The following is a 23,969-nucleotide window of genomic DNA, read 5'->3' as shown; positions in this document are numbered from 1 at the left end:
GGACCTTGCTGGGGACGTGAGTTCCGACCGACCGGGCGGTCCGGATCGCAATGAATGGCTCGGGCCCGTCGGTGCGATGATCAGGCGCGTCTCGAACTTCGACGCCGGGGACGACCGATGGGTTCCCGAGCCATTCTACCACGGCCTCGCAGCCGGGCCAGCCTGCCGGGGTCAATGCCGCCTCGGGTCGGTCTCGGCGATGATCGCGCTGACGGCCTTCTGATTGAATCCCTTGAAGCCCTCCCCGCGCTGGAGGTTCTCCAGGTGGCTGCCGATCGCCCCCTCAGCCAGGAACTTCGCATGCTGGGCGGCGTCGATCCAACCGAATCGCAGCAGCCGATCGGCCCGGTGCACCGGCACCGGCCAGCGTTCCCCCCTCGTGAACGCCTGCCGCAGGAACGGGAAGTCGCTGAAGGGCGCCATCGTCTCGATGTCGGCCTCGGCCCGGAGGTCGTCGCCCAGCGCGTCGAAGTCGAACTGCGCCTCCAGGTGGTGCATCCCGGCGTCCAGGAGCGACTCCCCGTGCAGGCCGACCCAGAGGCCGACGGTGTTGGGCCGATCCAGCCCCGGCAGGAACCCGTGGGCGAAGTCGTCTTCGGCCTCCTCGGGGGCCAGGTCCAGGTCGGCGAAGATGACGATCCCGGTCGTCGGGTGCTCCAGCACCTGGGCGCCCCAGCCGGCCTCCTTGCCGGCATGGAACGACTCCCGGAGCGTGAATCCGAGTCGTTCGAAGATCCCGATCGTCCGGGGGAAGAATTGCCGGGAGCACCGGAAGGTGTGGTGATCGTGATTCGCCCACCCCAGCCCGAGCCGGTCCTGACGACGCTTCTGCACCGTCGCCGCCGCGTTCCGGGACTCCCAGTAATCCCGCTCGACCTCGAAGACGAGGTGGCACGCGAGGTCGGTCGAACCCGCCCGCTCGATCACCCTGGCCAGCACCGCGTCGACGGCGTCGAACCCCTCCTCGTCCTCCCCGAACCGCCTCCGGCGCCCCTGCCAGAGTTCCCTCGCGGCCATCGCGTCCCGGGCCGCATGCGGCGCCATCCGTCCCAGCCTCGCCCAGGAGCTGGGGAAGGGCTCGAACCCGAGATACCCCCGACGCTCGACGACCAGCAGCGCCGTGCCCGCCCCGGCCACCTCCACCTTGGCGAACCGGTACGGCCCCATCGGGTAGCCGACCGGCTCCAGGCCGAGGTCGTTCGCCCCGCTGAAGGCGGCGATCGACTCCACCTTCAGGGCCATCGCCGCCACCTCCGGCCCCCCCCCGGGTCGGCGGGCGACCGCGACCGCCGGGAATTGCCCCCCGGGGTGCCGGAAGCTCGGCTCGCTGACGCCGTACGCATCGTCCGCGACGGCGTAACCGAGCCCGCCCAGTTCCTCCACCAGGCCCGGACGTTCGGCCAGCACCAGGTGGTCGACCCAGTCGATGATCCTCGTGCTCGTCTCGGCGGCCATCCGCCGGGCCAGGTCCGCGGCGAAGGGGTTGTGTTCCAACGCCGATCGGACTCGTTCGGCCAGGAAGGCCTCGGTCTCGGGCCATCGCTGCCAGTCGAACGGCGGAGGGACGCTCTCGACTCGGGGGGCGGTCGTCATGAAATCGGGCTCGGTGCGGGGACCTCGGGGGATCGACCGGTGGGCGAGGGTGCCTCAGGACGCCTCGTCCGACGGCAGGTGATCGCCGGACTTCGCGTGGGCGACGTCGGGCCGGCGGGGGGAGCAGGGGCAATCGCCGCAGAGGGCGTCCATCGCGTGCGAGAGCAGCGAAAGTCCGACCTCGACCTGCCGGGCCGTCAGGCAGAGCGGGGGGCAGAACCGGATCGTGCTCGGGCCGCAGGGCAGCAGCAACAGGCCCCGGTGGAAGGCCTCGAGGATGATCCGATCCCGGAGGTTGGGGCCCGGCCCGGCGTCGGAGCCGATCTCCATGCCGACCATCAGGCCCTTGCCCCTCACGTCGACGATGCAGGGGTGGGCCTTGGCCAGTTCACGGAGCCCGGCCATGAGCTGCCGACCCCGGGCGTCGGCGTTCCGGGTGTACTTCCCGACCACCAGGTCCAGCGTCTCGATCGCCGCGGCGCAGGCCACGGGATTGCCCCCGAAGGTGCTCGCATGGCTGCCCGGGGCCCAGTCCATCACCGACTCCGGCGCGACGATCGCCCCCAAGGGCAGGCCGTTGGCCAGGCCCTTGGCCAGGCAGACGATGTCGCCGTGCACCCCCCAGTGCTCCGAGGCGAACAGGAGACCCGTCCGGCCGATCCCGGACTGGATCTCGTCGATCACCAGCAGGATCCCGTGCTCGTCGCACAGCGCCCGGAGCCCCGGCAGGAAGTCGTCCGGGGGGACGATGTATCCCCCCTCGCCCTGGATCGGCTCGACGAAGATCGCGGCCGTCTCCTCGGGGGGGCAGGTGGTCCGGAACAGCTCCCGGACGCTGGCCAGGTCGCCGTATCGAGCGTGCTGGATCTCCGGCACCAGCGGCGAGAACCCCTTGCGCTGGATCGCCTTGGAGGCGGTCAGGCTCATCGCGCCGTACGTCCGGCCGTGGAAGGCGCCCCGGAAGGCGACCACCCTCGGCCGCTTCGAGTGGTAGCGGGCCAGCTTGAGGGCGGCCTCGATCGCCTCCGCGCCGCTGTTGCTGAAGAAGACGCGCTTCGGCCCCGGCCCGGGGGCGAGCCCGGCCAGCCGCTCGGCCAGCCGGATCTGGGGGCGGTAGTAGAAGTCGGTCCCCGACATGTGCACCAGCCGGGAGGCCTGGGCCCGGATCGCCCGGACCACCCGGGGGTGGCAATGGCCGGCGTTGGTCACGGCGATCCCGGCGGTGAAGTCGAGGAACCGGTTGCCGTCCAGGTCCTCCATCATCGCCCCCTTCGCCCTGCGGACGACCAGCGGGTACATCCGGGTGTACGAGGGGGAGGTGGTCCGCTCATCACGGCGGATCCAGGAGGCGGCCTTCGGACCGGGGAGCCGCTCGGTCAGGATCCTCGGCTCGCTGCGGTGCAGGGCGGGGTCGGCGGACATCGGTGCTCGCTCCTGCGGCTCGTCGAGCGCGGTTCGGACGGTGAACGGGACGACCGGGGCGGGGTGGTCGACGGGGAGCCGGGGACCGGGGGGACCGCGATCGTCCCCCGCCGTGCCCTCGTCGCCGATCGGCGACGCCCCGGAGTGTCTTTCGAAATCATACGGACGGGCGGCCGGGGGGGTCAAACCGCGGATCCGGGCCCGATCCCCGGCGGATCCCCCGCCGGCGGTGACGCCCGAGGGCGATCGCCCCGCCCCCGAGCAGCATCATCGCCAGCGTCGACGGCTCCGGGACCACCCCCGGGGGAGAGGCACCCCCGGTCGAACCGCCGAGCATGGCGACCCACGCCTCGAACCGACCGGAGGGATTGATCCCGGTCCCGGTCAGGACGGTCCCGTCCCCGGAGATCCCCTGGGCCTCCAGCAAGATCCAGCCGGAGAGATCCAGCCCGAAGCCGATCAGCTCCTCCTGGAGGGACCGGAACCCGTTGACCGCGTCCCAGACGAACGCGCGGGTGTATGTCGAGAGCCCCGGCCGCTGCCCCAGGTCCAGCGGCATCCCGGCGGCGTTGGAGGTACCGACGACGATTGCCCCGTCGAGCGTCACGGCGTTGGCGATGGTATTGCCGAACGGGGAGGGCATGTCCGACGGCACGTCGTGCAGGAACCCGGCCCCGTCCCCTTGCTCCCAGCGGAAGGCATGGTGCGAGAGCCCCATCGGGGGAGCGTTGACCGAACCCACGACCACCGAGCCGTCCCCCGAGACGGCCATCGCCTGGCCGCTCATGTCGGTCGACGTGGCCCCGGGATATGCCGACCAGCCCCCGTCGGCGTTCCATCGGCCGGGCCTCGCGTCCTCGTAGGGGTTGGGCGAGGTCGACCGACCGACGACCACCGAGCCGTCGGCCGAGACCCCATACGCCGCCCCCCGGTTCGGGGAGCCCGGGCCGTACGCCGAAAGGGGCGTGATGTCCGAGAGCCCCCCGGCCGAGGTCCACCGGAAGGCCGCGTTCGTCGAGTCGACGCCCTCGAACGCCACGCTCCCCGAGCCGGCGACCACTGAGCCGTCGCCCGACACCCCGAACGCCACGCTGTCGAACCGACCCCCGTCGAAGTCCCCCAGCCCGGCCATCCCGCCGGCCTGCGTCCACCGGAACGCCTCCCGACCGGTCCCCGAGGCCGTCGACCGGCCCGAGCCGACGACCACCGAGCCGTTGGCCGACACCCCGTAGGCGACGCTGCCGGACTCCCCCCCCGCGAGGTCCCCCAGCCCGGCCATCCCGCCGGCCTGCGTCCACCGGAACGCCTGGGTCCCGGAGGCGGACACGCTCTCCCCCACGATCGTCGACCCGTCCGACGAGATCGCCCAGGCCCGGCTGGTGCTCGCCCCCCCGGACAGATCCCCCAGACCGAAGAAGCCCTCCGCCGCGGCGGGACTCCCCGAGGCCGCCGCCACCGCCGCCGAGACCAGACCCATCCAGGACCGCACCAGGCTGCTCATCGGGACGCCCTCAGCGCCGAGGGTCGGGAGGAGACGGCACCGTCCCTCCATTTCCACCCTCACGACGGGCGACATGCTAGCACGCATAAACCCTCCGGTCGAGTCGAGGCCCGATCCGTGACGAAATAATCCCACTCGATCCCACGCTCCCCGTCAATGAAGGCGGAAAACGATGCCTAGATTACGCCTGACATCGGGTCCGGCACGCCTCGTTCGATGGGTTGGCCGGTTGCGTCGCCCCGGGGATCCCGGAATCATGGACCCTCCGCCTCGCCGACCCGAGGCATTGCCGAGATCGACCGCAGGAGGGCCCTGATGACCGCTCGAAGACCCGTCGTGATGGCGGCGGCCTGGCTGGCCGCCCTGGTCTCCCCGCCGATCGCCCCCGGGCAGCCGGCCGGGGTGCCCGAGCCGGCCGTCGTCCTCGGATTCGAGCCGGGGGCCGACTTCGAGCTCGCCCCCTGGGCCGACGTGGTCGAGTACGTCCGGGCTGTCGGCGCGTCGTCCGCCCGGGTCCGGGTCGACACGCTGGGCGAGTCGACCCAGGGCCGACCCTTCGTCGTCGCGGCCATCTCCTCCGAGGAGACGATCGCCGACCTCGACCGCTACAAGGACATGCAGCGCCGGCTCTCGCACCCCGACCCCGATGCCTCCCCCGAGGAGGTCGCCGAGTTGGTCGGTCGGAGCAAGACGACGGTCCTGATCACTTGCACGATCCATTCCTCCGAGACGGCCTCGACCCTCATGGCCTGCGCGCTGCTGCACGACCTGGCCACCGGGGACACCCCCGAGATCCGGGCGATCCTCGACGAGACGATCGTCCTGCTCGTCCCCTCGGTCAACCCGGACGGCGTCGACATCGTCCACGACTGGTACGAACGCTCCAAGGGGACCCCCTGGGAAGGCTCGGGGATGCCCCGGCTCTACCACCCCTATGCCGGGCACGACACGAACCGGGACTGGTTCATGCTCAACCTCGACGAGACCCGGCTGCTCACCCGGTTGCTCTACGAGGAGTGGTTCCCGACGATCACCTGGGACGTCCACCAGATGGGTTCCAACGGCCCCAGGCTGTTCGTCCCCCCCTTCCACGACCCGGTGAACCCGAACCTCGACCCCCGGATCAGCCAGGGCATCTTCCTCATCGGCGCCCACCTCGCCGCCGACCTCGCCCGGGAGGGGAAGAAGGGCGTGGCGACGCACGTCATGTACGACAACTGGTGGAACGGCGGCAACCGGACGGTCCCCCAGCGGCACAACATGGTCGGCATCCTCACCGAGGCGGCCAGCGTCAAGCTCGCCTCGCCGATCTTCCTCGACCGGGGCGACCTCCGGGGCGGCGGCCGGGGCTTCGACGACCACGAAGCCAAGGTCACCTTTGTCGACCCCTGGCCCGGCGGCTGGTGGCGGATCGGCGACATCGTCGCGTACGAACTCACCTCGGCCCGGGCCCTGCTCACCCTCGCCTCCCGCTACAAGGACTGGTTCCAGTCCAACTACCGCGCCGTCGCCCTCGACCAGATCCGGCACGGCATCGACCGCCCCCCCTTCGCCTGGATCGTCCCGGCCGACCAGCGGGATCCGGGCTCGGCCGCGAGGCTGGTGGAGATCCTCGTCGCCTCGGGGATCGAGGCCCGGCGGGCCACCGAGGACTTCCAGGCCGGCGGCGTCTCCTTCCCCGCCGGCTCCTGGATCTTCCCCGCCGCCCAGCCCTATCGGCCGCACCTCAAGGACATGATGGAGCGCCAGGAGTACCCCCGACGCGTCGGCCCCGACGGCCGCCCCGAGCGCCCCTACGACGTGGCCGGCTGGACGCTCCCCCTCCAGATGGGCGTCAAGTCTGCCGCCGTCGCCGAGCCCTTCGACGCCCCTTCCGAGCCGGTCGAGTCCGTCGACCTCGGCGGGGGGCGGATCGAAGGCGATCTCGCGTCCGCCGACGCAATCTACCTCCGGAATCGGGCCAACGACGACGTGACCGTCGCCCTCGCCCTGCTCGACGCGGGCATCGCGGTCGAACGGCTGGCCGGACCGGCCACCTTCGACGGCCTGGAACTCCCCCAGGGTGCCCTCCGCGTCCCCGTTAGCGATGAGGCCCGGGCCCTGCTCGAGTCGATCCTCCCGACCGTCTCCGCGGTCGCGCTCGCGGTCGATGAGCCGGAACCGACGCCCGAGCCGGGTGGATCGGCCGAGGAGGACCCGAATCATTATCCCCCCGCCATGGAGGACGAGGACGGGCCCATGCCACGCCGGTTCGCCCTTTCCATGCCCCAAATCGGCCTCTACCAGCCCTGGGTGCCGAGCATGGACGAGGGGTGGACCCGGCTCGTTTTCGAAGAATTCCGGATCCCCTACGAGACGCTTCACAACGCCGCCATCCTCGCCGGCGACCTGGACGAGCGATTCGACGTCATCGTCCTCCCGTCCGTCGGCCGTCGGACCATGCTCGACGGCTATGGGCCGGACGAGACCGAGCCGGCCTACGTCGGCGGCCTGGCCGGGGTCGGCGTCGAGGCGATCCGCCGGTTCGTCCAGGACGGCGGCCGGCTCGTCTGCCTGGAGGAGTCCGCCGCCTTCGCCATCGAGGCCCTCGGACTTCCGGTCAGGGATGTCCTCGACGGCATCTCTCCCAACGACTTCTATTGCCCCGGCTCGATCCTCTCGGTCCGCTACGACGACGAGTCTTACCTCGCCGTCGGGATGCCGCAGGACGGCTCGGCCTACTTCTCCAGTTCGATGGGCTTCGAGCCGACCGGAGAGGGGGCCGACTCGGTCCGTGTCGCCTGCCGGTACGCACCGACCAACCTCCTGGAAAGCGGGTGGCTGCTCGGTCCGGAGCACCTCCAGGGGAAGGCGGCGGTCGTCGAGGTCTCCGTCGGTGATGGCCAGGTCGTCCTCTTCGGCTTCCCTCCCCAGCACCGGGGCCAGCCGCACGCGACGTTCCGGCCGTTGTTCAACGCCTTGCTCGGGCCCGGTTCGCCGGTCGAGGACTGATCGAGGCCGCTCGACCCCGATGGAAACCGTTCGACGACCCCGACACCTTGACTCGCCGGCATCCCCGGGGCTAGGATGCCCCAATTCTCGCCATGGAGGGCGTTCGCGATGCGTCGGGAACCTGTCTGTTCCCCTCGATCCGACGAGCGTCGGCCCGCTTCCCGGCCGAGGTGTCGACCGACGATGCAGCCGTTCGACGAGTTTCACGGGGTCGTCCGGGCGTCCGAGCCCCTGGCGCCGCTGACCTGGTTCCGACTCGGAGGCCCCGCCGATTTCCTGGCCAGGCCCTCCTCCGCCGAGGAACTCTCCGGGCTGGTCCAGCAGTGCACTCAGGCCGGGTTGCCTTGGCACGTCCTGGCCGGCGGCTCGAACGTCCTCGTCCGGGACGAGGGGGTCCGGGGCTTGGTGATCCACCTGGAGAGCCCCTCGTTCTCCGACGTGACGATCGAGGGGGCCCGGATCGTCTGCGGCTCCGCAGTCCCGCTGACTGCCCTGATTTCCCAGACCGCCCGGGCGGGCCTGGCCGGCCTGGAGACGCTGACCGGCATCCCCGGCACCGTCGGCGGCGCCGTCCGGGGCAACAGCGGGGGACGGCAGGGTGCCATCGGGCAGTTCGTCCGCCGGGCCACCGTGCTAGAGCCCGACGGCCAGATCCGGACCCGGGCCCAGGACGACCTGATCTTCTCCTACCGCCGCTCCAACCTGGACGACTGCGTCATCCTCTCCGTCGAGCTGGAGCTGGAACACGACGACCTCGAGGCGGTGGTCCGCCGGATGCGACGCATCTGGATCGTCAAGAAGGAGAATCAGCCCTACGGGCACCAGTCGGCCGGCTGCATCTTCAAGAACCCGACGCCGGAGATCTCCGCGGGGACCCTGATCGACCAGGCCGGCCTCTCCGGCCGGCGGATCGGCGAGGCCGAGATCTCCGACCGCCACGCGAATTACGTCATCGCCGACCCCGGCGCGTCGGTGGCCGACGTGCTCGAGTTGATCGACCTGACGCGTGAGGAGGTCCTCCGCCAGTTCGGCTACGAGCTGGAGCTACAGATCCAGATCTGGTGAGCCGATCCAGGTTGGACGGGGCCCCCCCCGACTCCGAGGGAGAGGACCAGGCCCCGCCCGGCCCGAGGATCGGCGGATGCTGCGCCTTGCGATCGAATCGGACGAGCAGCCCGAGCTCGAGCCGGGGGCCCGTCCCGGCTGGTGGGGACTCCTCCGGGCCCTGCTCGGCCCCCGGGGCACCCTGGCCGCAGTGACCGCGGCCTCCGTACTCGCCCTGAGCGTGCTGGTGGTCCTCGGGGTGCCGACCCGGCTCTCGGCCTGGGTCCACGCCCGCCCGGAATACGCCTGGTCGGTCGACGAGGTGGTCCTCGACCCCCCGCCGCCCCCCTGGCTCCCCGGGGGCCGGGACGCCCTGCTCGACGCGGTCTCGGGGACCCTCTCCGACTCGGTCGACGGCTCCTCGATCGGCTTCCCCCTGGATGCCCTGGAGCGGGCCTTCCGACGCGCCCGATGGGTCGACGGGGTCGTCTCCGTCCGGAGATCCTACCCCGACCGAATCACCGTCTCCCTCCGCTATCAGGGCTGGCCGGTCGCCCTGGCCCACCTGCCGGGGCCCGGGGGCATGGCCGACCACTTCATCGACGAATCCGGGAGCATCCTCGCCGAGACCTCCGGGGCCGCGCTCCGGGACCTCGGACCCCTGATCCGCCTCCAAGGGATCGAGCCCCCCCCCACCACCTTCCCCGGCTCCCCCTGGGCCCTCCCCGACGCCCCCTCCGACCCCAATCCGGTCGCCCTCGCCGCCTCCCGGCTCGCCGGATTCCTGCTCCGCGAGGTCAGCTCCCAGGGAATGCCCACCACCCGGGACGGCCGTCCGGTCCAGATCCTCAAGATCCAGCCCCTCAACCGCGACGACGCGGTCTCGACCTTCCTCGCCGAGTCCGGGGGGACCGACCCCGACGAGGACCAGGTCCGACAGACGCAACTCCGTTGGCTCTACGTCCTGGTCGCCATGCCCGACGGCAAGGACTTCTGGGTCTGCTGGCGGAGCCCCCCCGGCGCCGAAGACCCCGAGCGGGAGCCGGACTCCGCCGAGAAGATGGCCATGCTCCGGCAGTGGCTCTCCCGGAGGGACACCTACGAACCATTCCTCCCGGGCGCCCTCTACTTCAAGCCCCAGGGACCCGAGTGGCGCGGCCGCCTCGATTGACCGATCTCCCCGGAATTGCAGACTGCCGAGGCGGATTTTCCCGATATTTATGGCGGAGGGCCTGTCCGATTCGCATCCCATGTCGCAGAAATTGCATCCATGATCGCATTGGTGAATCAGAGACTCCGGGTCACCCCGGGGCGAATCGCTCCGCCCCTGCCGGATCCCTCCGGATCGAGGCCGGCCGGGACTCCGACGGCTCGCCGCCCTCCAGAGGGGGGGGACGCACACGGGGTGAGTCGGTTTCGACACGACTTGAAGTCGCGAAACGAACCCATCCTCGCGGGGACGGGGGACGAAACGGCACCAATCGGATCGACACAACTCCTGATCCCCAAACGATTGAGCCTACAAAGGCCTCGGCGCACCGGAGGCGCACCGGAGGCGCACCGAGTGTCACAGCGATGGCTCGATCCCCTCGAACCCGAGGAAAAACGAACCCACCTGCCATTTCGGCGGCCGACCAGGGGGGACGCCCTCGTCTCCCGGGCCGGGGTGGAGTGGCGTGTGACGGAACGAACCCATTTGACTTGACGGAACTCATTGCCAGTTCAGGGAAATCGCCCGATCATCGCGGGCGCACCGGGGCGCACCGGCTCCCCGATGGCATGGCCGCGGTCCGGGGCCCGGTGGGCGGCGAGGGGACGATCCGGGGAGGGGGGCCGGGAAGGAGGCCGGGGGGCGTGTCCCGTTGGGGGGAGAGCGGATGCGCACGGCGTCCCCGGTCCGACCGTCGGGGGCCCGATCGTCGCGTCCCTGAGGCCGAACACCGGGAGCATCGAGGAGATCGGGGCGATGGCAAGTCGACTGGGGCCCTCCTGGCTGAACCGCGCGAAGGCGATCGCCGGCCCGACCTACCCGGCTCGATACGGGCGCTTCGCCGTCCTGGTCGACCAGATCAACGCCCTGGAGCCGACGCTCGAACGGGAGTCCGACGAGCAGGTCGCCGCCCGGAGCTTCGCCCTCCGACAGCGGGCCCGGCAGGGGGACTCGGTCAACAAGTTGCTGCCCGAGGCGTTCGCCCTGGTCCGGGAGTCGGCCAAGCGGACCGTCGGCATGAGGCATTACGACGTGCAGCTCATGGGCGGCATCGCCATCCACTTCCGGTCCATCGCGGAGATGGAGACCGGCGAGGGCAAGACGCTCGTCTGCACCCTGCCGGCCTACCTCAATGCCCTGAGCGGCAAGGGCGTGCACGTCGTCACCGTGAACGACTACCTCGCCCACCGGGACGCCGAGTGGAACGCGCCGATCTTCCAGAAGCTCGGCCTCACCGTCGGCTGCATCCAGACCGGCCAGGACGACTCGATCCGACGCGCCGCCTACAACTGCGACGTCGTCTACGGCACCGGCAAGGAACTGGGCTTCGACTTCCTCCGGGACCAGCTCAAGAAGCACCAGCACGGCGAGAACCACCGCAAGACCTTCATGCAGGCCTTCGTCAGCACCGGGGCCACCGCCGACGCCGCCAAGCCCGTCCAGCGTCCCCACCACTTCGCCATCATCGACGAGGCCGACTCCATCCTAATCGACGAGGCCCGGACCCCCCTCATCATCGGCGCCAACAACCAGCCGACGCAGGAGGAGGCCTCCGCCTATTACGGCGCCGACGAGATCGCCGCCACCCTCGTCCGCACCAAGGACTTCAAGTACGACCCCCTGGAGCGGAAGGCCGAGCTGAACGCCTCCGGCCGGCGGAAGGTCCAGCTCAAGGCCGGGCTCTCGGCCTTCTCGATGCTCACCGTCGACCAGCTGTACGAGTATGTCGAGCGGGCCCTCCGCGCCCAGATCGCCTACATCAAGGACAAGGACTACGTCGTGGCCCCGAACGAGAAGGGCCAGCCCGACGTGGTCATCGTCGACGAGTTCACCGGCCGTCTCATGCCCGGCCGGCAGTGGCAGGACGGCCTGCACCAGGCGATCCAGGCCAAGGAGCGGCTGGAGATCACCCTGGAGACGATCACCGCCGCCCGCGTCACCGTTCAGGAGTTCTTCAAGCGGTACAAGAAGCTCTCCGGGATGACCGGCACCGCCCGTAGCGACGCCTCCGAGCTTCGTCGGACCTACAAGGTCCACGTCTTCCCCGTGCCGACCAACAAGCCGAGCCGACGGGTCTGGATCAAGGACCGCGTCTTCTCGACCGAGGATGAGAAGTTCCGCGCCGTCGCCGAGGAGATCGTCCGACTGAACGAGAAGGGGGTGCCGGTGCTCATCGGCACCCGGTCGATCGAGAAGTCGGAGAAGCTCAGCGCCTTGCTCAACGAGGCGAAGATCGAGCACCAGGTCCTCAACGCCAAGAACCACGCCATCGAGGCCCAGATCGTCTCCCAGGCGGGTCAGCCGGGGCGGGTCATGGTGGCGACGAACATGGCGGGCCGAGGCACCGACATCAAGCTCGGCGACGAGGTCGCCCGGAGCGGCGGCCTGCACGTCATCGGCACCGAGCGGCACGAATCCTTCCGGATCGATCGCCAGCTCGCCGGCCGGTGTGCCCGCCAGGGCGACCCCGGCCACGCCCAGTTCTTCGTCTCGCTCGAGGACGAACTGCTCGAGGCCTTCGGCGAGAAGCCCGCCCGGCGGCTCCGCACCCGTTACGCCAACCGGGGCGAGTTGACCAGCCCCGCCTCCCGACGACTCTTCGTCCGGGCCCAGGCGAAGAAGGAGAGGCAGCACCGCAAGGACCGCCGCCTGCTCATGCACTACGAGAAGCACCGCGCCGAGATGCGGGAGAATATGGGCCTCAACCCCGTCCTCGGCTGACCCGGCCGGACCATTCGAACGAATCTCAACGACCCCGGAGGAGCCGGGAGGCATAGGCCCTCAGGCCGTCATCCAGCTCCTCCAGGTCCCCGAGATGTTCCCGAGCCAGATCGAGCCGCCGCCCCGGGCCGTCCGCACCCGCCCGCAGGGCATTGAGATAGGTGCGGAAGCGGTCCCTCGCCGGGTCGCTCCGCATCACGCCGTAGACGAACAGCCACGACTGGGCATACGCGAGCTGGACCGATTCCTCCCGTTCGAAAGTGGCGTCTTCGAGCAGCTCAAGCAGGGGGATCAGCGACCTCCCCAGGCGCAGCTCCTGGGCGATCACCGCGAGCCGTTCCCGGTTCAGGGCACCGACCTTCGTCCGGCCGTCGGGCCGTCGGACCTCGCCGTACATGCCGAGGCCCTCGCTCACGACCAGGGGGACGTCGGCGGCGAACCGTTCGAGCAAACCGGAGTTGAAGGTCAGCTGGTGGGTCGCCTCGTGGAACAAGGTGATGGTGTTCGCCCGCTCGGCCCGGGGGCCGGCGGGCCCGCCGCCTCGGCCATCGTAGAGGACGAGGTAGTTCTCCCCCACCTCGTAGATCCCCGTCACCTGCGGGTGTCGCCCCGCGCCGAGGATCCGGCCGAACTCCTCCTCGGTGGCCAGGGCGAGCATGGTCATCCGATCGGTCGGGGCAGTGACCTCGAACCCCCGATCCTTGAAGTGGTCGAGGTAGTCGTCGGCGAGGCCCTCGCAGAGGGCGAGTGCGCCCCGGACGAAGTCGTCCCGGGCAGTGCCGAGCGCGACGTAGCGGTCCCCTTCCTCGAGCCGGAGCCCGGCGATCCCGGCCTCCTCGGCCCGCGCGCGGATCGACGCGATCCGATCACGTTCCACGCCGGCGGGGCCGGCCTCCTCGGCCCGGGGGCGGCCCTCCGCGCGGCTCGCCAGGATCCAGGCCGAGGCGAAGGCCGTCGCCAGCCATCGGCGTCGGCCGGGATCCGCATCGGAGGGGGTTCTCGGTCGCGTCACCGCCATTCCTCCGGCTCATCGGCCCGGTTCGTCCATCCCAAACTGCCTGAGGAGGAACCCGATCAGGTCGGCATCCTCGTCGTCCGAGCCCTCGGGGAACTCGTCCCGATGACGGGTGACGCACTCGATCCCCAGGCCGTCCATCTTGACGCCCAGGTATTCCCCGAAATTCGGGTGGTGGATCCCCAGGCCCGGCGGGGCGTCGGGGGGCAGGGGGCCCCTCGGCTCGGTATAGAAAAGGTAGGCGGGCGGGTCGTCGGCCGAGAGGTACGAATCCGGCGAGGCCCGCTCGAAGAGCTCGTAGGCCTCGTCCGAGTCCAGCATGTCCTCGGGCAGGCCGAAGAAGGGGGGGAGGGCGGGGTGTTGATGGGCCCGGCCGCCGATGATCGTGGCGATCACCCTGGGGTCGTAGGTGGTCTGGGCCCCGACGACGGCCATGCAGGCCAGCCGGCTCGATTGCCGGGCCACCGGGTCGTCGCTCTCGGGCTCGGCCAGGTCGTCGTGGAATCCGACCCACAGGGAGATCCCGGCCCCGGCGGAACCCCCGGAGGCGGCGATCCGGTCGAGGTCGATCTCCAATTCCTCGGCCTTCGACCGGAGGAACTGGATCGCCCGGGCCCCGTCGAGCATCGGGGCGGGGAAGGGGGCCTGGTGCGAGAGCCGGTAGTTGATGGAGGCCACCGAGATGCCCGATTCCAGGCAGCCGCGGAGCAGGCCCGGGGGGATGCCCTTCTTGTCCCCCCCCCGGAACCCTCCGCCGTGGATGTAGACGAGCAGGGGGGCGGGCGTCCCCGACTCGGCCGACCAGAAGTCGAGCACGTTCCGCCCGTGGGGGCCGTATCTCACGTCGGAGCGGTCCGGGTCCGGCCGCTCCTTCGGGAGCTGCTGGGCGGCGGCGAGGCTGACCGACATCGCGGCCAGGGCGATTACGCCCCAACCCAGGTTCCTGCGGCGTCTCATGATGGGATGCGTCTCGAGGTGGTGCGTCGCCGGGATGGGCCGGTCGCCTCGGCCGTCCCTTGGAGATTTTACAAGGGGAGCGAGCCGCCGACGAGCCACCGGCCCTCGCGTCGGCGCCCGGCCCGATCCGGACCCGGGCGTGGGCGGGGATCCGGGCGAGGCTCGCGATTGACCGGGCCGTCCGATGCGGCTAGAGTGATTCGCTCAAACAACTTGCAACGATCCTTCCCGGCCCTCCCGGGAATCGTCCGAGGTCCGGCATGAGTGTCAAGGAACGTCGCCCGCCCTTCTACCTGGGGATCGATCTGGGCGGGACCAACGTCAAGAGCGGGGTCGTCGACGACGACGGCCGGTCGCTCTCGTCCGTCAGCCTCGAGACCCACGCAAGTCGCGGGCCGGAGGCGGGGGTGGCCACCCTGGCGGAGGCCGGCCGCGAGGCGGTCGAGGCCAGCGGGCTCTCCTGGGGCGAGATCGCCGGGGTCGGCCTCGGGACGCCGGGCACGATGGACATCCCCGCCGGGATGCTCCTGGAGCCGCCGAATCTCCCCGGTTGGGATCACTTCCCGGTGCGCGATCGCCTCGCGGAGGTGCTTCGAGCGCGGACGATCCTTCAGAACGACGCCAACGCCGCCGCCTACGGCGAGTACTGGGCCGGCGCCGGCCGGGGGGTGAGGAGCCTGGTCCTGTTTACGATGGGCACGGGGATCGGCGGCGGCATCGTGGAGGATGGCCGGATCATCGAGGGCCGGAACAGCCACGGGGGCGAGTGCGGCCACATCATCATCCAGATGGAGAACGGCCGACAGTGCGGCTGCGGCGGCTACGGCCACCTGGAGGCTTACGCCTCGGCCACGGCGCTGGTCAAGCGGGCCATCGAGGCCCTGGAGCAGTCCGACGAATCGACGGCCCTCCGCCGCCACCTCGCCGCCGGGACCCTCACCGCCCGGTCGATCAACGAGGCCTCCCTGGCGAACGACCCGCTGGCGGCCCGGCTGATGCGGGAGACGGCCCACTATCTCGCCGTCGGTGCCGTCTGCGTGATGCACACGATCAACCCGGACCTCGTCCTCTTCGGCGGCGGCATGTCCAACGCCGGCCCCGAGTTCATCGACCTGATCCGGGAGGGGGTCAAGCGGATGGCCTTCCCGCTGCCCGCCTCGCACACGAAGATCGACTACGCCACGCTCGGCGGGGACGCCGGGTACATCGGCGCCGCCGGGTGTGCCCGGATGGCCTTCGGTGCCGACTCCGGCGGCTGAACCGTCCCGGCCCAGGGGACCCGACCTCGCCGTCGAGCGCCGGGGGTCCGGCCGAAGTTCCGCCGATCCGCCCGGCCCATCTCGCCCGAAGGCCCCGGCGTTGCTACTATTGGGGGGTGGAGCACGCCCTCGTCGGCCCCTCCGGGACCGATCCCGCGCGACGCCCCCCGCCTGCCCGATCGCCCCCCGGCCCGATGAGCCCGGACTTTCTATGGCCCACGATCCCAAGTTCATCCGCAACTTCTCGATCGTCGCCCACATCGACCACGGCAAGAGCACGCTGGCCGACCAGCTGTTGTTGCAGTCCGGCGCCATCTCCCAGCGAGAGTTCCGAGAACAACTCCTCGACGACATGGACCTCGAACGCGAGCGGGGGATCACGATCAAGGCCCGGGCCGTCAGCCTGCATTACACGCTCGACGGCCAGAAGTACGAGCTGAACCTGATCGACACCCCCGGCCACGTCGACTTCCACTACGAGGTCTCCCGTAGCCTCGCCGCCTGCGAGGGCGCGATCCTGCTGGTCGACGCCTCGCAGGGGGTCCAGGCGCAGACCGTCGCCAACGCCTACCTCGCCATCGCCGGGGACCTGACCCTGGTGGCGGCGCTGAACAAGATCGACATGCAGGCCGCCCGGCCGGACGAGGTGAAGGAGGAGGTCTTCAACACCCTGGGCCTCGATCCCGACGAGATCCTCGCCGTCAGCGGCAAGACAGGCGTCGGCGTCCCCGAGCTGTTCCGGACGCTCATCGATCGCATCCCGGCCCCTTCGGGGGACCAGAAAGCCCCACTCCGGGCGCTGATCTTCGACTCGAAGTACAACGACTACCAGGGGGTGGTCGTCTACGTCCGGGTGGTCGACGGGACGATCCGGGTCGGCCAGAAGATCAAGCTGATGGCGATGGGCCAGGAATACGAGGTCATCGGCCTCGGCCAATTCCGCCCCAGGGAGGTGGCCTGCGACGAGCTGGGGGTCGGCCAGGTCGGCTTCGTCGTCGCCAACATCAAGCAGCTCGTCGACGTCCGGGTCGGTGACACGATCACCGCGGCCCACCGGGGTGCCGAGAAGGCCCTCGCCGGCTACAAGGAGCCCAGCCAGGTCGTATATTGCGGCCTGTTCCCGGCGACGCACAACCAGTTCGAGGACCTGCGGACCGCGCTCCAGAAGCTCGCCCTGAACGATTCCAGCTTCACCTTCGAGCCGGAGACCTCCGACGCCCTCGGCTTCGGCTTCCGGTGCGGCTTCCTCGGCATGCTGCACATGGAGATCGTCCAGCAGCGGCTGGAGCGGGAAAGCGACCTGTCGCTGGTGCAGACCGCGCCGAACGTCACCTACGAGATCGTCACCCGGAAGGGGGAGACGCTCTACGTCTCCAACCCGACCCGGATCCCGGAGCCCGGCGAGATCGAAGAGTTCCGGGAGCCCTACGCCCGGGTCAATTTCCTCATCCCGGCGGACAACATCGGCGTGATCATGACCCTCTGCGAGGAACGCCGGGGGGATTACATCAAGACCGACTACATCACGCCGACCCGGGTCATCGTGACGTACGAGCTGCCGCTGGCCGAGATGATCTACGACCTGTACGACAAGCTCAAGTCCGCCACCCGAGGCTTCGGGACGATGGACTACGAACTGCTCGGCTTCCGGCCGAATACCCTCGTCCGGCTCGACGTGCTGGTGGCCGGGGACCGGGTGGACGCCCTGTCGGTGGTCGTCCACCGGGACTTCGCCGACCGTCGGGGCCGCAAGCTCGTCAAGAAGCTGAAGGAGGAGATCGACCGTCACCAGTTCGAGGTGGCGATCCAGGCCGCGATCGGTTCCAAGGTGATCGCCCGGGAGACGATCTCGGCACTCCGGAAGAACGTCACCGCCAAGTGCTACGGCGGCGACATCACCCGGAAGCGGAAGCTCCTGGAGAAGCAAAAGGAGGGCAAGAAGCGGATGAAGCAGGTCGGCAACGTCGAGATTTCCCAGGAGGCCTTCCTCTCGGTGCTCGAAGCCGGTGAGGCCTGACGCCGCAGCCCGGGGACCGGGACTTGCCTGGCCCCCCTCGGCCTTCTCGAATCGAGCCAGTCCAGGGCGCGTCTATGGACCAGATCGAGGCATCCGACACGTTCGAAGCCCCCCGGGCCGCGTCGTCCCTGCCGCCCCCGGGAGTCGAGCGGAGGGCGACGTCCCGGGGCCCGGAACCCGACGAGGGGGCGCTGCGAACGACCTCCCGGCCGCTCATCGAGTCGGTGCCGATCCTCTTCATCGGGATGCTCCTGGTCCGGACCTTCGCCGCCGAGGCGTACATCGTCCCCACCGGCTCCATGGCCCCGACCCTGCTCGGGATCCACCGGGACGTCTCCTGCCCCGACTGCGGGTTCCAGTTCGCGCTCGGGGTCGACGAGGACGGGCAGGCCGGTCAACCCCTGTGCCCCAACTGCGGCGCCGACCTGGAGCAGGCCCCGGCCGTCGAGCGCACGGGGGACCGCCTGCTGGTCCAGAAGAACTTCTTCCACTGGCGATCCCCGAAGCGATGGGAGGTCGTCGTCTTCCTCAACCCGGCCGAGCCCGATCAGGCCTACGTGAAGCGGGTGGTGGGGCTGCCGGGAGAGTCGGTCGAGCTGAAGCACGGGGACGTGTTCATCGACGGGATGATCGCCCGCAAGGACCTCAAGGAACTCCGGGGGATGCGGCTGCTCGTCCATGACAGCTCCTTCCGGCCTCCCGAGTCCGCCTGGTTCCCCCGCTGGCGATTCCGGAGTGACGACGGCGGGCCCTCCTGCTGGTCCGAGGATCGCGGGGTCCTGCATCATGAGGCGGCCCCCGATCGGACCGTCGGGGACGACCGGGCCGTCGACTGGATCGAATACCGCCACGTCGACCCCGATCGGGCAGACTATGGCCCGATCCGCGACTTCATCGCGTACAACGGCGCCCGACTCGGCTCCGGGAGCCGGGTCGACGACCTGGCGATCGACGCCCGACTCGAATTCACGGGGCGGGTCGAGGCGCTCGCGCTCCGCTTCCGGGTTGGGCCGGGTGCGCTCCGGCTGACGATCCCCCTCGACGGTCAGGAACCCCCTCGAGCTGAATTCGGGGGCAGGGAGTACCGCACGCAAGAGGGCGCGGCCCGACTGGCCCGCGAATGGGCCGCTCGGCCCGGCGAAAGAAGGCTGGAGGCGTCGTTCGTCGATCACCGCCTGATCGTCGCGTTCGACGGCGATCTCGCGTTCGAGCCGCTCGACTTGGAGCCTCCCGAGACCACTCCTGCACCGGGTCCACTCGAAGCGTCCCCGCTGGCCTTCGGGCTCCGGGGGGGGGACGCGAGGATCGACCGATTGAAAGTCTTCCGCGACATCTACTACACCGATGGCCTCAGCCACGCCCCGGGGCGGCCCTTCGGCGTCGGGGCCCCCTATCCCCTCGGTCAAGAAGAGTATTTCGTCCTGGGTGACAACAGCCCCGTCTCCAACGACTCCCGGTTCTGGCCGACGAGCCCCGTGGTGCCGGGCTCGATGATGCTGGGGAAGCCATTCCTGGTCCACCTGCCGAGTCGAGGGGTGCCGCTTCGCGTCTTCGGCGACGAGCCTTACTGGGTTCCCGACCTCCGAGAAATCCGATACATTCGATAGCCTCGGTCGCCGCGACCCGATCAGATCACTGCGCCTCGCAAGGATTTCCGATGACCCGGACCGCCGCCCGACGCAAGGCGTCCTCCCCTCCCGCCCCGCGCCCCGAGGCGACCCGTCCGGCCGAGTCCCACCGAGAAACGATCGAGTCGATCGTCGTCGCCTTCATCCTCGCGCTGGTCATCCGGGGGTTCTCGGCCGAGGCATTCGTGATCCCGACCGGATCGATGGCCCCGACCCTGATGGGCCGTCACAAGGAGGTGGACTGCCCGCAATGCGGGATCACCTTCACCGTCAACGCCGCCGACGAGCCCCGGACCGGTCGACCGGTCACCTTCGGCACCTGCTTCAACTGCCGGAGCCGGACGCAGGTCGACGACCTGCCCAGCTTCAATGGCGACCGCATCCTCGTGATGAAGTTCCCCTACAAGTTGCCGTTCCTGCCCTTCGCGGACCGGCCCGAGCGCTGGGACGTGGTCGTCTTCCATTATCCCGAGGCCCCGGAGCAGAATTACATCAAGCGGCTGATCGGCCTGCCCGGCGAGGAGCTGATGATCCGGGGGGGCGACCTCTACTCCCGCCCCCTGGGCGGCGACGAGCCGTTCCGGATCCTCCGCAAGCCCCTGCGGCATCTCCGCGCGATGCTGATGCCGGTCTACGACGACCGCCACCGGGCGACGGCACTTACCTCGATGCCCTCCTGGCGACGCTGGGATGCGCTCGATTCGGGGGACTGGGAGGAGTCGGCGGACGAACCCGGCACCTTCGCGTCGTCGGTCAAGGACGGGGAACGGCTTTCCTGGCTCCGCTACCGACATCTCGTGCCTGACCAGGAGCAATGGCGTTCGATCCAGCGCGGTCAGGAGCCCGAGGGCGGGCCGGCCCCTTCATTGGTCGAGGACTTCCTCTCGTACAACTCCAATCAGGGGAAGACTGAGCTGGGTTCCCCGCCGATCATCGAGCCGCACTGGGTCGGCGACCTGGCGGTCGAGTTCGACCTCGAGGTCGAGTCTGGCCGGGGTCGGGTAGTGGTCGAGCTGATCGAGGCGGGCGTCCCGATGCGCTGCACGATCGACCTGGCCGAGGGGCAGGCGACCCTGACCCGGGATGGGGTGATCCTCGGCACGCCCCAGGCGTGCGGGATCGACGGCCCCGGGCGCTACCGGGTCGGCCTCGCCAACGTAGATGACCGACTCACGCTCTGGGTCGACGGCCGGACCCCGTTCGGCGAGGGAGTCTCCTACGAGGTCGACCACGAGGAACCCCAGCAACCGGAACTGGCCGACCTGTCGCCGATCGGCATCGGCGCGTCCCTGGCCCGGGTCCGGGTAAGCGACCTTGTGGTCCGACGCGACATTTACTATACGTTAAGTCCGAACGCCTCGGACCTGGAGGGCTTCGGGACCCTGCGGAGCTGGGACGAGTACCGGTGGCTGGTCCGGGCGATGTCGGACCCGAGTCGTTTCCCCGAACTCGCCCGTCTCGACGAGCCCCGGACCTTCGAGATCCGACCCGGTCGGTACATGATGATGGGGGACAACAGTCCCAGGAGCAAGGACAGTCGCGCCTGGGACCGGTTCGACCTGGAAGGGATCTATGACGACGATGCCGGCCGTCGCTGGAGGATCGGCCCCTGGTCGGAGTTCGACCGGGCCCCCCACGAGGTGCCCGAGGAGCTGATCGTCGGCAAGGCCTTCTTCGTTTACTGGCCCCACGGCAAGCCCTTCGGACCGGATATCCGCCTCTCCCGGGACTTCCGCATCCCGTTCCGGCCTTATCTCGAGCGGATGCAGTGGATCCGATGACGAGCCGGGCGCACGCCCGTCGCACCCGCCCCGCCACCGATCAGGGAGGATCGGCCCCATGGCCCTGCTGGAAGTCCGCGACCTGCAGAAGTGGTACGGCAAGCGCCAGGTCGTCTGCGGCGTCGACTTCGAGGTCGAGCAGGGCCAGGTCGTCGGGCTGCTGGGCCCCAACGGGGCCGGCAAGACGACCAGCTTCCGCATGACGATCGGCCTCATCGCCGCCGACGGCGGCGCGATCACCTTCGGCGGGCGGGACATCACCCACTTGCCGATGTTCCGCCGCGCCCGGGCCGGCCTCGGCTACCTGCCCCAGGAGACCAGCGTCTTCCGGCAACTGACGGTCGAGAATAACCTGATGGCGATCCTGGAGACCCGTTCGGACCTCTCCCGCCGAGAACGACGCCAGCGTCGCGATCAATTGCTCGACCAGTTCGGCCTCGATCACATCCGCAAGACCAAGGCCCAGTTCATCTCCGGCGGCGAGAAGCGGCGGCTGGAGATCGCCCGATGCCTGATCACCGAGCCGAGCCTGATCATGCTCGACGAACCGTTCGCGGGCATCGACCCGAAGACGGTCAAGGAGATCCAGGTCTCGATACGTGAGTTGGCCGAGCGGTTCAATATCGGCATCCTGTTGACGGACCACGAGTTCCGAGAGACGCTCGAAGTCACCGACCGCAACTACCTGATCTACCAGGGTCGAGTGGTGGCCGAGGGGAACCGGGTCGAATTCCTGGAGAACCCCGACGTCCGACGCTACTATCTCGGCGATCGGGCCGACGTCGGCCACCTGCTCGACCGCCCGCCGCACACGCCTCCCCCCCGGGCGGTCCCGCAACCGCACCGACCCCAGTCGCAGTCGCAAGAGCCGACGGCCATCCAGCCCCCTCCCCGGGTCGCCCCCGCGCCGCCCGTCCCGCCGGCTCCCCCGGTGCCGCTGCACGAAGGGAGCTATCCCGAGGTCGACTACGACCCCCTCCTCGATGCCTTCGGACCCGTCATCCTCGACCCGTCGTTCGGGCAAGGCGAGGCCGAGGAGGAGGACGATTACGGGATGGGATCGGGTCAGGGCCCCTCGTCTAGATGACCGGCGGGCCGGGATCAGACCTGCGTGTTGATCAGCAACAAGATCGCCGTGGCCAGGGCGAGCACCCCGGTGATCATGACGAACAGCCGGGCGGCGTGCCGGAGGATGCGGCCCCAGGCCTCGTGCCGGGACGCGGCGTAGACGAGGCTGATTGCCAGGATGAGCGGCAAGGCGAACCAGTAGGCGTTGATGACGCCGAGGATGGGGACGAACATCAGGCGGTCGCCCCCTCGGCCTTGGTCCCGGACGACTCGTGGTCGGGCTCGTCGGCGGTCGTCTCGTCCCGGTGGGCGGGCCCCTCGAAGGCGTCGTAGATGGCCAGGACGTTCAGCAAGCCGGCGATCGTCGTGTAGATGTCGCCGATCTCCTTGAGTCCGCCATACTTCTGGTGCAGAGAGAAGGCGCGGCGGACGACCCCTTCCATCACCCGCCGGACATTCTCGTCCATCGACGGATCCAACAGCGGGGCCGCCATGAACCCGTTGAACAGCGGCTGATGGCCGAAATGGACGAGCGTCGCCTGGAGCACGGCGGGCCAGGCGGGCAGTCCGACCCAGAACTGCCCGAGGTAGTACAGGCGGAAATGTTCCGGGTCCCGGAGCGGATTCGTCCAGCTCCAGTAGACGTTCGCGCCGTCACCCAGGGCGAAGCCGACGGCGTAGAGCCCGAAGATGCAGATCAGGTAGAGCAAGCCCTTGCGGTAACGCCCCTGGTACAGGTGGCCCAAGCCGGGCCACGTCGCGGCGAGCAGGGCCGCGAGGGAGCGATTCTTCAGGGGGGTATCCGTGACGGTCGTCGATCGGTCCATCGGCGGCGGCTTCGGGCTCGATCCGGGAGGGAGGGGCAGGTCGATCCGGCCGTCCAATCTAGCATGGCCCGGGCCCGCTTGCCTAGGTTCGGCCGAGGGCCGCGTGCCGGGGGCCCTCACACTCCCGGGCGATCCCTTCGATGAGCTGTTCGGGGATCTCCGGGACCTCGTCGATCGCCCCGGCCCGGAGCGCCAGCCCCGAGAGCCGGTCGATCGCGGCGGGGACGCCCCCCGAAAGCGCGTGGAGCCGGAGCAGGGCGCGGTCGGAGAACGGCCATCGCCCGGCCCCGGCGGCCCGCAACTTCTCGGCGAGATAGGCCGAGCTTTCGCGATGAGTCAGGCGATCGAGACGGATGACCAGGGGCCACGAGGCGACGCGATCGGGGGTGGACCGGCCGGTGACGAGCATGGTGAAGCGGCACCCGGACTGCCGGCCGATTGCCTCGACCCGCTCGAGCAGCCGGAGGTCCTCCTCGAGGTCGAGGAGCCCGTCGTCGTCGACGGCGACCAGCAGGCCGATGTTCTGGGATCGTGCGAGCCTGGCCGAGTCGAGCAGTCGGGCGATGAGTTCCGGGCGACCCGGGCCATGGTCGAGTCGATGCCCCAGCGCGGAGGCGAGTCCCCGGAGGACGCTCCCCCCGTCCGCCGGCCGTCGGACCGAGAGGATCCGCCGGTCGGGTCGTCGGAGCCGCCGGACGGCCTCATCGAGCGTCATCGACTTGCCGATCCCATCCTCTCCCCGGATCTCTCCCCGGGGTTCGCCGTTCGAGACGAGGTGGACCAGCCGTCGGACGGCCTCCTCGTGGCCCGGGATGGCGACGAACGGGGCCGCACCCGGCCGGAAGGGATCGAACCGGAGTTCCCAGTGCTGCAACCAGCTCATGGCCATCCCGCTTCGACCTCGATCGGGCCGACTCTCCCCGAGCCGCCCTCGA

At 69.9% G+C, this 23,969-nt stretch carries 17 protein-coding genes; 9 read left to right on the top strand and 8 right to left on the bottom strand.

Features of this window, described 5'->3' with window-relative positions; genetic code table 11:
- Positions 1 to 171: 171 nt before the first annotated feature.
- The 3 genes from ElP_RS24485 to ElP_RS24475 form a co-directional block, all read right to left on the bottom strand.
- Complete coding sequence (locus ElP_RS24485; RefSeq protein WP_145274360.1) at positions 172 to 1,593, bottom strand: hypothetical protein; 1,422 nt, start codon at positions 1,591 to 1,593, stop codon at positions 172 to 174.
- 54 nt (positions 1,594 to 1,647) lie between these two features.
- On the bottom strand, positions 1,648 to 3,015 hold the full coding sequence (locus tag ElP_RS24480) for an acetyl ornithine aminotransferase family protein (RefSeq protein WP_145274357.1): 1,368 nt from the start codon (positions 3,013 to 3,015) through the stop codon (positions 1,648 to 1,650).
- A 157-nt stretch (positions 3,016 to 3,172) separates the two neighbouring features.
- On the bottom strand, positions 3,173 to 4,516 hold the full coding sequence (locus ElP_RS24475) for a PEP-CTERM sorting domain-containing protein (RefSeq protein WP_197446336.1): 1,344 nt from the start codon (positions 4,514 to 4,516) through the stop codon (positions 3,173 to 3,175).
- 315 nt (positions 4,517 to 4,831) lie between these two features.
- On the opposite strand from ElP_RS24475, the gene ElP_RS24470 reads away from it, so the two are divergent.
- The 4 genes from ElP_RS24470 (at position 4,832) to ElP_RS24455 (ending at position 12,482) form a co-directional block, all read left to right on the top strand.
- The gene (locus ElP_RS24470) at positions 4,832 to 7,507 is read left to right on the top strand and encodes a M14 family metallopeptidase (protein WP_145274352.1); all 2,676 of its coding nucleotides are present in this window, start codon (positions 4,832 to 4,834) and stop codon (positions 7,505 to 7,507) included.
- 183 nt (positions 7,508 to 7,690) lie between these two features.
- Positions 7,691 to 8,572: a UDP-N-acetylmuramate dehydrogenase gene (murB, locus tag ElP_RS24465; protein WP_145274349.1), complete on the top strand. Its 882-nt coding sequence runs from the start codon at positions 7,691 to 7,693 to the stop codon at positions 8,570 to 8,572.
- 76 nt (positions 8,573 to 8,648) lie between these two features.
- Positions 8,649 to 9,722 (top strand): cell division protein FtsQ/DivIB, encoded by a 1,074-nt coding sequence (locus tag ElP_RS24460; protein ID WP_145274346.1) that lies wholly within the window; start codon positions 8,649 to 8,651, stop codon positions 9,720 to 9,722.
- A 795-nt stretch (positions 9,723 to 10,517) separates the two neighbouring features.
- A complete protein-coding gene (locus ElP_RS24455; protein WP_145274343.1) occupies positions 10,518 to 12,482 on the top strand; it encodes a preprotein translocase subunit SecA in 1,965 nt (654 codons plus the stop codon).
- A 25-nt stretch (positions 12,483 to 12,507) separates the two neighbouring features.
- Here ElP_RS24455 and ElP_RS24450 read toward each other — a convergent pair whose 3' ends face one another.
- Entirely contained in the window at positions 12,508 to 13,494 is a 987-nt protein-coding gene (locus ElP_RS24450; protein ID WP_197446335.1) for a DUF1570 domain-containing protein, read from the bottom strand.
- A 15-nt stretch (positions 13,495 to 13,509) separates the two neighbouring features.
- Entirely contained in the window at positions 13,510 to 14,454 is a 945-nt protein-coding gene (locus tag ElP_RS24445) for an alpha/beta hydrolase (RefSeq protein ID WP_145274338.1), read from the bottom strand.
- A 260-nt stretch (positions 14,455 to 14,714) separates the two neighbouring features.
- On the opposite strand from ElP_RS24445, the gene ElP_RS24440 reads away from it, so the two are divergent.
- The 5 genes from ElP_RS24440 to lptB all read left to right on the top strand — a co-directional run bounded on the left by ElP_RS24440 (position 14,715) and on the right by lptB (position 22,226).
- Positions 14,715 to 15,713 (top strand): ROK family protein, encoded by a 999-nt coding sequence (locus ElP_RS24440; protein ID WP_145274335.1) that lies wholly within the window; start codon positions 14,715 to 14,717, stop codon positions 15,711 to 15,713.
- Between the two features lie 211 nt (positions 15,714 to 15,924).
- Positions 15,925 to 17,730: a translation elongation factor 4 gene (lepA, locus tag ElP_RS24435; RefSeq protein WP_145274333.1), complete on the top strand. Its 1,806-nt coding sequence runs from the start codon at positions 15,925 to 15,927 to the stop codon at positions 17,728 to 17,730.
- A 74-nt stretch (positions 17,731 to 17,804) separates the two neighbouring features.
- Complete coding sequence (gene lepB, locus ElP_RS24430; RefSeq protein ID WP_145274330.1) at positions 17,805 to 19,337, top strand: signal peptidase I; 1,533 nt, start codon at positions 17,805 to 17,807, stop codon at positions 19,335 to 19,337.
- Between the two features lie 50 nt (positions 19,338 to 19,387).
- The gene (lepB, locus tag ElP_RS24425) at positions 19,388 to 21,139 is read left to right on the top strand and encodes a signal peptidase I (protein WP_145274327.1); all 1,752 of its coding nucleotides are present in this window, start codon (positions 19,388 to 19,390) and stop codon (positions 21,137 to 21,139) included.
- 58 nt (positions 21,140 to 21,197) lie between these two features.
- The gene (lptB, locus tag ElP_RS24420) at positions 21,198 to 22,226 is read left to right on the top strand and encodes an LPS export ABC transporter ATP-binding protein (RefSeq protein WP_145274324.1); all 1,029 of its coding nucleotides are present in this window, start codon (positions 21,198 to 21,200) and stop codon (positions 22,224 to 22,226) included.
- Between the two features lie 14 nt (positions 22,227 to 22,240).
- On the opposite strand, the gene ElP_RS24415 is transcribed toward lptB, so the two are convergent.
- From ElP_RS24415 to ElP_RS24405, 3 genes are all read right to left on the bottom strand, one after another.
- Positions 22,241 to 22,441: a hypothetical protein gene (locus tag ElP_RS24415; RefSeq protein WP_145274321.1), complete on the bottom strand. Its 201-nt coding sequence runs from the start codon at positions 22,439 to 22,441 to the stop codon at positions 22,241 to 22,243.
- Positions 22,441 to 23,034: a DUF6677 family protein gene (locus ElP_RS24410; RefSeq protein WP_145274318.1), complete on the bottom strand. Its 594-nt coding sequence runs from the start codon at positions 23,032 to 23,034 to the stop codon at positions 22,441 to 22,443. The genes ElP_RS24415 and ElP_RS24410 overlap by 1 nt, the downstream gene beginning before the upstream one ends.
- Before the next feature lie 82 nt (positions 23,035 to 23,116).
- Positions 23,117 to 23,923 (bottom strand): AAA family ATPase, encoded by an 807-nt coding sequence (locus ElP_RS24405; RefSeq protein ID WP_145274315.1) that lies wholly within the window; start codon positions 23,921 to 23,923, stop codon positions 23,117 to 23,119.
- Between the last annotated feature and the right edge of the window lie 46 nt (positions 23,924 to 23,969).

The sequence above is a fragment of the Tautonia plasticadhaerens genome (assembly GCF_007752535.1).
Lineage (GTDB): Bacteria > Planctomycetota > Planctomycetia > Isosphaerales > Isosphaeraceae > Tautonia > Tautonia plasticadhaerens.
The sequence above is the reverse complement of the archived record's forward strand: the minus strand, read 5'-3'. Positions and strand labels throughout refer to the sequence as shown.

Coding starts and splice junctions, on each gene's coding strand:
- ElP_RS24485 (WP_145274360.1), bottom strand. CDS start 1,593: ATGACGACCGCCCCCCGAGTCGAGAGCGTCCCTCCGCCGTTCGACTGG.
- ElP_RS24480 (WP_145274357.1), bottom strand. CDS start 3,015: ATGTCCGCCGACCCCGCCCTGCACCGCAGCGAGCCGAGGATCCTGACC.
- ElP_RS24475 (WP_197446336.1), bottom strand. CDS start 4,516: ATGAGCAGCCTGGTGCGGTCCTGGATGGGTCTGGTCTCGGCGGCGGTG.
- ElP_RS24470 (WP_145274352.1), top strand. CDS start 4,832: ATGACCGCTCGAAGACCCGTCGTGATGGCGGCGGCCTGGCTGGCCGCC.
- murB (WP_145274349.1), top strand. CDS start 7,691: ATGCAGCCGTTCGACGAGTTTCACGGGGTCGTCCGGGCGTCCGAGCCC.
- ElP_RS24460 (WP_145274346.1), top strand. CDS start 8,649: ATGCTGCGCCTTGCGATCGAATCGGACGAGCAGCCCGAGCTCGAGCCG.
- ElP_RS24455 (WP_145274343.1), top strand. CDS start 10,518: ATGGCAAGTCGACTGGGGCCCTCCTGGCTGAACCGCGCGAAGGCGATC.
- ElP_RS24445 (WP_145274338.1), bottom strand. CDS start 14,454: ATGAGACGCCGCAGGAACCTGGGTTGGGGCGTAATCGCCCTGGCCGCG.
- ElP_RS24440 (WP_145274335.1), top strand. CDS start 14,715: ATGAGTGTCAAGGAACGTCGCCCGCCCTTCTACCTGGGGATCGATCTG.
- lepA (WP_145274333.1), top strand. CDS start 15,925: ATGGCCCACGATCCCAAGTTCATCCGCAACTTCTCGATCGTCGCCCAC.
- lepB (WP_145274330.1), top strand. CDS start 17,805: ATGGACCAGATCGAGGCATCCGACACGTTCGAAGCCCCCCGGGCCGCG.
- lepB (WP_145274327.1), top strand. CDS start 19,388: ATGACCCGGACCGCCGCCCGACGCAAGGCGTCCTCCCCTCCCGCCCCG.
- lptB (WP_145274324.1), top strand. CDS start 21,198: ATGGCCCTGCTGGAAGTCCGCGACCTGCAGAAGTGGTACGGCAAGCGC.
- ElP_RS24415 (WP_145274321.1), bottom strand. CDS start 22,441: ATGTTCGTCCCCATCCTCGGCGTCATCAACGCCTACTGGTTCGCCTTG.
- ElP_RS24410 (WP_145274318.1), bottom strand. CDS start 23,034: ATGGACCGATCGACGACCGTCACGGATACCCCCCTGAAGAATCGCTCC.
- ElP_RS24405 (WP_145274315.1), bottom strand. CDS start 23,923: ATGGCCATGAGCTGGTTGCAGCACTGGGAACTCCGGTTCGATCCCTTC.